Here is a 12093-nt window from a genome sequence, read left to right as displayed (position 1 = left end):
CAATCAACTATCGATGAATGAACTATAGTTAATTATTTAGTGTAGACGTGTATTTTCCCATCAATTGGGATTAAGCTATTTTCTTTTGGCAATTGAGAAAGTATTTCATCTCCATCACCATGCCAAACAATGTGAAATGGATACATGTATTCAGTTATTTCTTTTTTCTTCGTTCCTACTAAGTTTGGCACACGAACTTGTTGGATATCCCCCCAACGGTATTCTTTCTCTAATTGAGCTCCACTACCAGTTACTCCTAGGGAATCCTCAATTATTTGCCCAACTATAGGTGCTGCAATGACGCCCCCAAATTGAGAACTGTGTTTTGGATTATCGATTGCAACATATACGATTAGCTCTGGGTCATCTGCAGGTGCAAAACCAATAAACGATACGATATACTCTCCATCCATATATCTCCCATTCTGTACTTTTTGGGCAGTACCCGTCTTCCCACCGATGCGCAACTGATCTCTGTATGCATTTCGACCAGACCCCTCTGCAACTACATGTTCGAGCGCATCTCGAACCTTCGCTGATGTTTCTTCACTTATTACTTGATGCTTTAACTCAGGTTCCGTACTGGACAATATTTCATTCGTTTCACCATCTAAAATGTTTTTCACAATGTATGGTTTATATAAATATCCTCCGTTTACGGCAGCTGCAACTGCCTGCACTTGTTGTATTGGCGTTACGGATATTCCTTGGCCAAATGATGTAGTGGCGTGTTCAACTGGACCGTAGGCATCTTTACTAAATAGAATACCCGTTGATTCTCCAGCCATTCCAGATCCTGTCGATTGTCCAAAGCCAAATTTTCGTATGTAATCCTGAAGCTTTTCTGGACCTACTCTTCTACCAAGCTCAATAAATCCTGGATTACATGAATTTTCTACTACTTCTAGAAATGTTTGATTGCCATGCCCTTCTCTTTTCCAGCAACGTAGTCTCGCTCCTCCGACCATTGTATATCCTATGTCATTAAAGTGATCTTCTTCCAGGTCAACTACATTTTCTTCTAATGCAGCACTTAATGTAATGATTTTAAATGTAGAACCTGGTTCAAAGGTCATCCAAACTGGTAAATTACGATTATAGATTGTAGAGTCCACTTCTTGATACGCGGCTGGATCGAAATTTGGTGAAGAAGAAAGCGCGAGTATTTCACCATTCTTAGGATTCATTACAATTGCAATTGCCTGCGTGGCTTCATACTTTTCCATTGCTTGTGAAAGTTCTCTTTCCACAACTTCTTGGATTTTCAAATCAATTGTTAATTGTACATGGTTTCCTGTAACGCCATTCTTCCATCCGTCATCAACATGGGGAAGCGGAATACCTTTTGCATCTGTATACATTCGGATTGCTGAGGATTTCCCTTTTAATATAGAGTCGTATTGATATTCTATACCAGCAAGACCTTGAGCATCATAACCAGTGAATCCTAGTAATCTCGAAAGCATATTCCCATGTGGGTAGTCTCGTACATAATCGATGCCTGCATACAAACCTTTTATATTTTTATCTTGTATTTCCATCGCAAGCTCTGAAGAGATGTTCTTTCCTTTTGGTGCGATCTTGATCAAGTAAGCTCTTTTATTTATTTGATCAAATAAATCTTCTGTTTCCATATTAATAAGTGGTGCAATTTGTTGTGCCACTTTCTCTGGATCATCATTTTGGGAAGGCATGTAAAATAATGTCGGAGAGAGCTTATTTCCTACGATCACTTCCCCATTTCTGTCCAAGATATTACCTCGAAGTGAGGCATAAGGCAACTCTCTATCCCAGCTTTCTTTTGCCTTAGTCGTCAATTCTTCAAATTGAAAAAATTGAAGCTGCACTAATTTCAAAATCACTGCTAAAAATAGCAATATCGTAATCAACCAAATAACTCGGAGACGCATGATTTGTTTTACTTTTGAAATTACATTTTCCCCTTTTAATCGTTTTAGATAGCGTATGAGAAAATGACACTAACTATTCTATCACTATTTTAGTCTTGTGGTGGTATTTCCATATTTTCCTCTAATTCTGGTAAAATTTCTGTTTCTTTTGGTGTCGACAAACGAACAACAACTGGGGTAGTATCCGAAACAATAGATCCTGTCGTTAAACTTTGACTAGTAACATATCCTTCCCCAATAACTTCTATCGGAATATTCGCTAATGATTTGTAAATTAATAAATTTCGTTTAGACCATCCTGTAAAATTAGGTAATTGAATTTCTCCTTGGCCTTTAATAAATACCGTGCCACTCGCTAACATGGAAGTTCCTGCAATAGGAAATTGTTCCTTTACCTGTTCCCTCTGCCCAATTATAACAGTTTTTAATCCTTGCGACTCTAGTAAGCTCTGACTTTCTATTATATCTTTACCAACAACATTGGGCATTTTAATTGGGGATGCAAGTTCTAAACTTTTAGGTTTAATATTTAAGTATTTCAAGCTATTTTCTATCACAGATTTAAAAATTTCAGAAGTAGGCTCTGATCCAACTTCCGTACCTTCCAATTGGGGTTTATGAACAGCCACATAAACAATTAATTGGGGATCTTCTACAGGCGCCATACCTAAAAAAGAATATAAAAAGAAATTACTTCCCCAATAGTATCCACCACCTGGTTTTGCTATTTGAGCAGTACCAGTTTTACCAGCAGTTGTATATTCATCTAACTTAAATCGCTTAGCTGTACCATGTTCTGACGTCACGGTACTGGCTAGTATTTCTTTCACTTGATCAGCCGTTTTTGCTGAAATTGGCGATTTTTTTTCTACAGGTTTGTGATCTGTTAATACTTCACCTGTATTCGGATTTACTATTTTATCGATAACATACGGCTGCATCATCTTTCCTTTATTTGCGATTGCAGTCAGACCTTGTACTAATTGAATAGGAGTAACAGTTGTACCTTGTCCATATGTTGAGGTAACTCGCTCAATAGGATTTGTAGCTAGTATTGTTCCACTTGCTTCGTGTGGTAGATCAATACCAGTTTTTTCTCCAAAACCAAATCGATGTAAATATTCGATAAATGTCTCGTCTCCAATTCGATTTAGCAAGTAGGCCATCGAAACGTTGGATGAACGTTGGAAACCTTCTAAAAAAGTAATAGTTCCCCAACCATAGACATTATGATCTCGAATCGTTCTGTCATACAGTGTGTAAGATCCTGATTTGTAAAATGCATTTGGATCCCAAACCCCTTGTTCTATCGCAGATGCTAAAGTGAAAATTTTCATCGTTGAGCCTGGTTCAATTGTTTGTTCTGTCGCTTCATTTAACCAATTTGTCGATAGACCTTCTCTCGTATTTGGTTCGAATGTAGGTCTTTGAGACATCGCAAGAATTTCTCCTGTTTTAGGATTCGCAACAATAGCAGTCATTTTTTCCGGGTGATATTTTTCTTCCGCTTTGTTCAGTGCATCCTCCAAAAAGTTTTGGATTGTTTTATCAATAGTTAGATAAATATCGTCACCGTCTTGTGGTTTCGTAATCATTTTTTCGGTATTTGGCAATAAAAAACCTTTCGTATCACCTTTAAATTCTATCTTACCGGCCGTTCCAGTTAATTCTTTGTCATAGATGTATTCAAGCCCCATTTTTCCTACTGCAACCGCTTTCCCATCTTCCTTCTCTTCTTTCAATGCAAAGCCTATTAAGTGAGAAGCAAATTGTCCATTTGGATATAGCCTTTTCATATCTTGAATAAAAATAATACCCGGAAGATTATGTTCTTTTATTTCCGCCATTTTTTTAAAACTAATATCTCTACCAGGTTTTCCAAACTCTACTTGATACATTTCATTTTTTATATTTTTGTTGAGTAAATCAATAATTTCTTGTTCTGTCATATCAATATACTGTGATAATACTTGTGCCGTTTTTTCCGGATCGGCAACATGGCGCGGAACATTACTATTATTGGTAGCTTTTGGACTAATGACTGCAATCATTTTATAACTTAGTGTATCTTCTACTATCACTTCTCCGTTACGATCTATAATTTTCCCTCTACTTGCTTGAATTACTTGTTCTCTACTATACTTAGATTCTGCTTTTGCTGATAATACTTGTCCGTCTGCAGTTCCTGTTACTTGTATAAATAAAAATCGACTTAGTAATAGAAAAAAGAGCCCTCCATATAATAAAAACATTAGAAAGGCTCCCCATTGAAAACGAAATTTTTTATTCATTGTCCTGGTACTACCTTTACGTTTTGCTCATTGATTTTCAAACCGAGCTCTTCCGCCTTTTTCCAAATACGATCATAGGTAGATAATTCGCTTACTTGTATGGACAAATCTGTATTCTCTTTTGAAGTTATATCAATTTTCTTTTCCATGAGTTGTATATCCGCACTAGTTGTACGAACCGTTGCCTGTGTTTGAATGATTATTAATGCAAGTATAGTTACTACTGATAATAATCCCAGAAAAAGTATTTTTTCGCCTTTTGTCAATATTCCTTTATTTGGTTTTGCCAACTTCTTTATTTGTGGTTGTTCAGTAGAAGAAGGGCGATTTATGTATGGTTGAGACTGAATTTTACGCAAAGCCATTTAAACACTTCCCTTTTCATAAATTTTTTCCACAATTCTTAACTTAGCTGAACGAGAACGATTATTTTCTGCTAATTCTTCTTCAGAAGGTAAAATAGGTTTTCTAGTAATAAGCTTTAACATCGGCTCCATACCCGCAGGAATGACCGGCAAGTTTGGTGGTAAATCAGGTAAAGAGGAGGCTTCTTTGAAGATGGTTTTTGTTAATCTATCTTCAAGAGAATGGAAGGTAATAACACTAATTCTCCCACCTACTTTAATCACCTTAAGAGCGTCTTCCAATGACTCTTCTGCTGCTCCTAATTCATCATTGACAGCAATTCTAATTGCTTGAAAAATTCGTTTGGCTGGATGTCCGCCCATTCTTCTTGCTGCGGCTGGTATTCCGGCTTTTATTAGATCTACCAATTGAAAGGTTGTTTCAATTGGAGCATTTTCTCTAGCTTGTTCTATTTTTCTGGCAACTTGCTTGGAAAACTTTTCTTCCCCATATCGGAAGAAGATTTTTACTAATTTTTCATATGGCCAGTCATTTATAACATGAAAGGCAGTCAACTCGCTCGTTTGATCCATTCGCATATCGAGAGGAGCATCATAATTGTAACTAAAGCCACGCTCCGGGGTATCTAGTTGAGGTGATGAAACACCTAAGTCATATAAAACTCCGTCAACCTTGTCAATCCCAATCGTCTCAAGTTCTTCTTTTAAATAACGAAAGTTTGCGTGTACAAAAATAACTTTATCTAAATATGGCGCAAGTCTTAGTTTTGCATTTTCAATAGCGGTCATGTCTTGGTCAAAACAAACTAACCTACCGTTATCATTCAATTGTTGTACTAAGTATTCACTATGTCCTGCCCCACCAAGTGTACAATCTACATAGATTCCTTCTGGATGAACCGCTAGTCCATCTACTGTTTCTTTTAATAATACCGTTGTGTGATGAAACAAGCCTTTTTCCTCCTCTTATATGTCAAATCCAATCATATTTTCAGCAATGTCATTAAAGGAATCCTCAGAGTCCTCAAAATAATTTTCCCAAGCATCTTTTGCCCAAATTTCTAGACGATTAGAAACACCTAGAACAATACATTCTTTGTCCATCTTTGCATAGCTTCGAAGATTATTTGGGATATTAATACGACCTTGTTTGTCAATTTCAACTTCTGTCGCACCAGAGAAGAAAAATCGAGTAAATGCTCGAGCATCTTTCTTAGTGACTGGAAGTTCTTTTAGTTTTTCTTCGAGTTTTCGCCATTCATTCATAGGATAACCAAATAAGCAATTATCAAGACCGCGTGTTAAAACAAAACAGTCTTCTAAGTGCTCACGAAATTTGGAAGGTATGATTAACCTACCTTTCGAATCAACGGTATGTTGATATTCGCCCATGAACATGCTATTCACCCCACTTTATGAGATTAACATACCACATCCCCCCACTTTCCTCCACCCATTTTTTAAAATTAGGTATAATATTTTTTAAAATGCGTAAATAGTACTTGTGGAGAAATCAAAAAAGAAAAAATTGAAAAAAAAACAGTGTAAACTCAAGCTATTTTACCCACAAAAAAAGCCCCCAAATTTGGAGGCTAAAATCTAAACTAATACGGAATAATGTTTCCCATTGAATTCATATGGTATCTCTAAGAGATTTTGAATGAGATTCACTCCTACTTCATTTAAAAGTTGAAGTGGAGTATACGTTCTTTCTTGCAATCCACCATTCGGAGTTAACTCCATTGTCAACCGATCATAACGATGAATAGAAGCATCTAATTTACCAAGGAAAGTATCCTCAATTGCATTTTGGATAAATATTAATTGTTTTTCGTGAAAACCAAGGTTTTTATTTACTAATGGAACTAACTTTAAATCTTCTTTTTCAAGAAGTGTTTCTAATTCTTTGTATTTGGCTGCTAGTTCTTCCTGAATTGTTTCTATTAGCTCGGTTACCTTTCCATTTCTACGCTCATTGATATATTGAAGTTTAGTATTTTCTACTGCACCTTCCCAAACATCCTGTACAGTGAATGAGAATTTTTCTAACAAGTTTTGCGTTTTCGAATTCACAATAGTTATGCTCAATCGCGGCATGATAACAGGCATTTTCATATCAAAAAGTTCAAATGCAGTTTTTAATGTTCCCCAGTAAGCAATTTCCCCAGGTCCACCTATAAAACTTAATACTGGAAAAACCATTTCCTGCATAATAGGTCTAGTTACGACATTATTACTTAACTTTTCTGGATAATTTTTAGCAATATTCAACATTTCTTCTTCCGAAAAAGAAATTCCTTTTGACTCATGCACAAATTTATCATCTTTTCTTTCTAATAAAAAACGTTCTCCATTTTCAACATAAAATAAATTAGCTGCATTTTCTTTTGTTTGAATTGGCGTACCAAATCCCTCTCGTTCAAACACCATCTCATTTTCAAAAACTAACTTCGCAAGATGAGATGAATTCTTCACCATTTGCTGAAAGTAATCACTTTCCAATTTCCGAAAAGGTTTATAAGCTGCATCGATTAATAACAAACCTTCCTCTCGAAAAAGGTCATTCATAAGTGCTGCAAAAAAGTCACTATATGTTAAGTTATTTTCTAAGAGAGATTTTACCTTCTGGAATAATTCTTTCGTATATAACGTTTCTGGCAAACTTTGAAATATTTCTTCCAAGTATGCATTTATTAAATCTGTATCAAAAGTGGTTTCTGAAGCCATTTTCTTGATTCTTAAAGGCTCAGGATATACAACTTTTTGAAGTTTTCTTCCTCTTTCTATGTAAACATGATTAATTTCGTCAATATCGTGATCTTCTCCCGCTATCCAGAAAACAGGAACCACAGGTACTCCCAGCAACTCTCTTTGTTGTTTGGCTAAAGTAATAACTGAAATTGCTTTATGAATAGAATACAACGGACCAGACAACAATCCTGCTTGTTGTCCACCAATAACTACGATTCCGTTATTTTCGAGTTCTTTTAAATGTATTGCACTTTTTGTAGATATTCCAAATTTACTCATATATTTTGTTAAAACGTTTACTAACTCACTTCTCTTATGATTGCTAAAATCAGTTTCCTGAAATCTAGTGTTTAGGGCCGTTTGATTCCATTCATAATGAAAGAAAGAAGATAAACTACCAGCATCTTCTAAATATCTCTTATAAAATGAGGAAGCGAATGGTTGTGTATATTGCTCTACTCGCACGATTTTTCCACCTCTATTTATCAAATTCTCCTGGGGGTAATATCTCCTGCACAAGCTCGCGGAAGATAATAATGAGCTTAGATTTTGCGTCGAGCTTGCTAAACGAACTCTTTTGCAAAATCTGTGGCATCCGCCGAGGCTTAAATCTTATTCAGCAAGCTTCTCTCTGCACTGCTAAAATAGGTTAAATACTTTAAGAGTATATCATTTCAGTATGCGTAGGTAAAAATTATTAGCTTATATAATACAAAACATATTGGATAACTCCGATTAACCAAATAAAAGCATAAGCTACGCTTAATAAAAGAAATAATAATCTCCAAATCTTTCGAAGGAGAGGTATTACTTCAATTTCCTTTTGCTTTCTCCAATCTAAATAGGTAAAAATAGTGGCTATTAGTAACGATGCAACGATTAATAGTAAAAAGACACTTTTAGAAAAAATAATAGAAAAAGCATTAGATACAGAGAAAAATAACAAAAAAGTTGTTGCATCTGCCGCAAAACCGAATGACTTTTTTCCTTTATGAAATAAGTATTTAGATACTATAAATGTTAAGATAAATAAAAGCACTGGAAATAACAAGAAAAATGTAAGTATATTAATAATGGCGATCACCTACTTTATTCAATTCTTTTAACATTAAGTAAAAAGTATGTAACACTGGCAATACTTTATCTTTCTTTCCTGCTTCCGCAATTACCGCCCCTACAATCGTATTAACCTCCATTAAACGACCATTTTCATAGTCTGTAAGCATAGAAGAGCGATTATTTTCTGTATTTTTACAAAGGTTGACTACTTCATTCCAAGTAAGTTTTTCTCTCCATTCCTCAAACGCCTCCATTAATTCTTCATATATATTTTTCAAAATCTTTTTATAGGATTCATTTTTTATTAGCATTCCATTTTCTACCTGCAAAATGGTTGTTAAAGGATTTATTAAACAGTTTAATAGTGCTTTCTTAAAAAGAGTTTCTTCAATTTGAGTGGTGAACTTAATAGGGAAATTGTTAGTAGAACATTGTAAAAAAGCATCTGTCTTGTCCCAAACACCTCTAAGAATTCCAATAGATGTAATTCCTATTCCTAGATGACGTACCGTGTATTCATTTACTTTCATAGCACCATGTAAAACAGAAGCAATCGCAATGGTCGACTGCTTTAATTGATCAATAAAAGATAAATGAAGTAAACCGTTTTGGACAAATAAAAGTGGTATATGTTTTGGAAGAATATCTAAATCCTTTTTTAATTGTTCCAGATGATGATATTTAACTGCAAGAACGATCAAATCCATCGAATACAATGCTTTGATTTCACTTACTTGCATACAAGTGATTGGTTCAGGAACGTTCGGTATTTTTTCTATGTATAAATTTGCTATTTTCTTGTTTCCTCTCACGTAAAAAAGTATTTCATGGTTCTCCTCTGCTAAATAGGCACCAAACAGCAGACCTATTGCTCCCGCTCCGATAATACCGATTTTCAAGTATTCCACCTCTACTTTCTTATAAGTAAATTGCATGCGGCCTTTAGGTGTATCTTGTTTTACCGTTTCCAGAGAGCTTTGGAAGAAACACCAACTACACTATTAACGAGGGAATTTTTGTGGATGGAGAAGTGACGCGGTCACTTCTCCATCCACTTTTTTCAGTAATCTTGTAGCGAGAGTTTGTCCGTCGCCCTTTTGGAATATGTAAAGACTTGATGCATTTGGTTCGGATAATGAGAGTTAAGATGCTTTTTTACTCTTTTAAGGGAGGCCGGAGATACATGTTCGTCCGCTCAGCACTTCTTTATCTATGAATGCTATCTATTTTTATATAGGTCCACCAGTTCTAATCATATTCACACAGAATCAGTTTAATTTTTATAGGAAAAGTATAAGTAAAAACAGGTCTGTTGATTAGCCAAAAATGACCAGTAAATTACCGTTTAACTTAATCTATGTAGCATCTATATGAACTAGCGTTACCCTTATTAAATTGGGCAAAGACCGTATTGTTTATATAGTGTGCATTAAGTTAGTTACCGTAAGGATTTCCACTGCAGGGCGAACGCTTTTCGCGGGGTGAGCGATGATCCATCTCAACGAACGTGTGAAACGGAAATCCGCGGTATTATTGAATTCTTTAAAGTACAATAAATACTGGTTTCGCAGGTTAATAATCCATATACTTTCACTTTCTGTTTAAAAAAACGCTAGCGTCCTTTAAGTGCTCATGTATTCTCGATTCCCAGAGTACTTTGGACGAATCATCGCTACACTATTACCGGTGTTTTTTGTGGATCGTGAAGTGACTGCGTCACTTCACGATCCACTTTTTCAGTAATCTTGTGGCGGATGTTTGTCCGTCGCCCTCTTGGAATAGGTAGAGACAAGGTGCGTAAGGTTTGTTTAATGAGAGATTAGATACTTTCCTATTCTTTAAAAAGCGAAAGAAGATGTAATTTCGTCCGCTCAGCGCTTCTTTATACATGGATGCTATCTATTTTTCTCTAGTACCACCTACTCTAATCATACACGCAATGATTCATGTACACTGTGGACGTTAAAACTAAAAAATCAAGATCAAACCTTTGAAATTATACTATGAATCTTTACTATTATAGGATTTCTAGCATCCAAGATTCATATACTTTATTATCTTTTAAAAAAGGTCTACCATTATGGTAGACCTTTTTTTATCAAATTACTAGAAAATTTAACTTTATTCCTACTTACTGAATAAAGTTATAATTATTAAACAGGAAGCACTGGATGTTTTCGAGGTGCTATCAAAACTTCTTTATTTTCGTAGTATCTAAAACGATTTGCAAGCTCGTTGCGTAAATCACTTGGTGCAACAATCTCATCAATAATCATATCAGAAGCTAATTTATAAATATCAATTTCTTCTTTATATTCAGCATGCTTTTCTTGCACAAACTTTAATCGTTCTTTTGGATCTTCAATTGCTTCAATTTTATTGGAGTAAACAGCGTTAACAGCTGCCTCTGGGCCCATAACAGCAATTTGTGCGGTAGGAAGCGCAATACACACATCCGGCTCAAATGCTGGTCCTGCCATCGCATATAAACCCGCCCCATATGCTTTACGAACTATTACCGAGATTTTTGGAACAGTTGCAGAACTCATTGCTGCAATTAGTTTCGCACCATGGCGAATAATTCCCGCGCGCTCTACCTTTGTTCCAATCATAAATCCAGGGACATCCGCTAAAAATAATAAAGGAATGGAAAATGCATCACAAAGAGAAATAAATTTCGCCGATTTATCTGCAGAATCTACAAAAAGTACTCCACCTTTAGCTTTTGGCTGGTTTGCAATAATTCCAACTGCTTGCCCTTCAATACGAGCAAAACCTGTAATTAACTCAGGCGCGAACAATTTTTTTACATCAAAAAATGAACCCTCGTCAATTAACGCGTCGATTGCTTCATACATATCAAATGGAGCATTTTGGTTTTCAGGAATAATTTCCTCTAGTGTTCTTCCTTCTTTTGCTTTTAAAGGTTCTACTTTTTTAGGCTTTTCCGTATAGTTTGCTGGGAAAAAACTTAAATATCTTTTCGCTTCCGAAATAGCTTCTTCCTCAGAAGTTACAAGTACATCCCCACATCCACTAACCGTACAGTGCATACGAGCTCCACCCATTTCTTCCAAGGTTACTTTTTCACCAATTACTTTTTCAGCCATACGTGGTGAACCTAAGTACATAGAAGCATTTCCTTCAACCATAATTACTAAATCACAAAATGCTGGTATGTAAGCACCGCCCGCTGCTGAAGGACCAAATAATAAGCAGATTTGCGGGATGAGTCCAGATATTCTTACTTGATTGTGAAATATTTTCCCTGCTCCTCTGCGATTAGGAAACATATCTAATTGATCCGTTATGCGAGCACCTGCTGAGTCTACTAAATACAACATTGGGACTCTATTTTTTTCTGCTATTTCTTGTATTCGAATAATTTTCTCAACCGTGCGTGATCCCCATGAACCAGCCTTCACCGTTGAGTCATTCGCCATTACACACACAGTTTGTCCATTCACTTTTCCAGTAGCAGTGACAACACCATCAGCTGGTAGGTCACCAGCTTCTACATTCGCAAAGCGACCATCTTCTATATATTCCCCATTGTCAAAAAGTAATGCTAAACGATCGCGAACAAATAATTTTTTTTGTTCTTTCATTTTTTCGTGATATTTTGAATGACCACCTGAAAAAATGGATGTAAGCTTTTCTTCTAGACGTTCATTATACGCCTTTTTTTCTCCCATTTTGAAGACCCCCTTATTTAAA

General features: G+C 35.7%; 9 protein-coding genes. All 9 read right to left on the bottom strand.

Annotated elements, in window-relative coordinates:
• Positions 1-32: 32 nt before the first annotated feature.
• The 9 genes from PB01_RS05790 to PB01_RS05750 all read right to left on the bottom strand — a co-directional run bounded on the left by PB01_RS05790 (position 33) and on the right by PB01_RS05750 (position 12071).
• Entirely contained in the window at positions 33-1910 is a 1878-nt protein-coding gene (locus PB01_RS05790) for a stage V sporulation protein D (protein WP_151699319.1), read from the bottom strand.
• Positions 1911-1999: 89 nt separating this feature from the next.
• On the bottom strand, positions 2000-4162 hold the full coding sequence (locus PB01_RS05785) for a peptidoglycan D,D-transpeptidase FtsI family protein (protein ID WP_151699318.1): 2163 nt from the start codon (positions 4160-4162) through the stop codon (positions 2000-2002).
• A gap of 35 nt (positions 4163-4197) precedes the next feature.
• Entirely contained in the window at positions 4198-4566 is a 369-nt protein-coding gene (ftsL, locus tag PB01_RS05780; RefSeq protein ID WP_151699317.1) for a cell division protein FtsL, read from the bottom strand.
• A complete protein-coding gene (gene rsmH, locus PB01_RS05775) occupies positions 4567-5517 on the bottom strand; it encodes a 16S rRNA (cytosine(1402)-N(4))-methyltransferase RsmH (protein WP_151699316.1) in 951 nt (316 codons plus the stop codon).
• A gap of 15 nt (positions 5518-5532) precedes the next feature.
• Positions 5533-5964: a division/cell wall cluster transcriptional repressor MraZ gene (mraZ, locus tag PB01_RS05770; protein WP_151699315.1), complete on the bottom strand. Its 432-nt coding sequence runs from the start codon at positions 5962-5964 to the stop codon at positions 5533-5535.
• A 201-nt stretch (positions 5965-6165) separates the two neighbouring features.
• Positions 6166-7782, bottom strand: coding sequence for a bacillithiol biosynthesis cysteine-adding enzyme BshC (bshC, locus tag PB01_RS05765; RefSeq protein ID WP_192797488.1), 1617 nt, complete (start codon positions 7780-7782; stop codon positions 6166-6168).
• A 232-nt stretch (positions 7783-8014) separates the two neighbouring features.
• Positions 8015-8356, bottom strand: coding sequence for a DUF3397 domain-containing protein (locus PB01_RS21875; protein WP_404815113.1), 342 nt, complete (start codon positions 8354-8356; stop codon positions 8015-8017).
• Positions 8357-8384: 28 nt separating this feature from the next.
• Positions 8385-9275, bottom strand: a complete 891-nt coding sequence (locus PB01_RS05755; protein ID WP_225986181.1) for a ketopantoate reductase family protein — start codon at positions 9273-9275, stop codon at positions 8385-8387.
• A gap of 1254 nt (positions 9276-10529) precedes the next feature.
• Positions 10530-12071, bottom strand: coding sequence for an acyl-CoA carboxylase subunit beta (locus PB01_RS05750; protein WP_151699311.1), 1542 nt, complete (start codon positions 12069-12071; stop codon positions 10530-10532).
• Between the last annotated feature and the right edge of the window lie 22 nt (positions 12072-12093).

Source organism: Psychrobacillus glaciei (assembly GCF_008973485.1).
Lineage (GTDB): Bacteria > Bacillota > Bacilli > Bacillales_A > Planococcaceae > Psychrobacillus > Psychrobacillus glaciei.
Note: the sequence above shows the minus strand (reverse complement) of the source record. Positions and strands in the feature narration are given on the sequence as shown.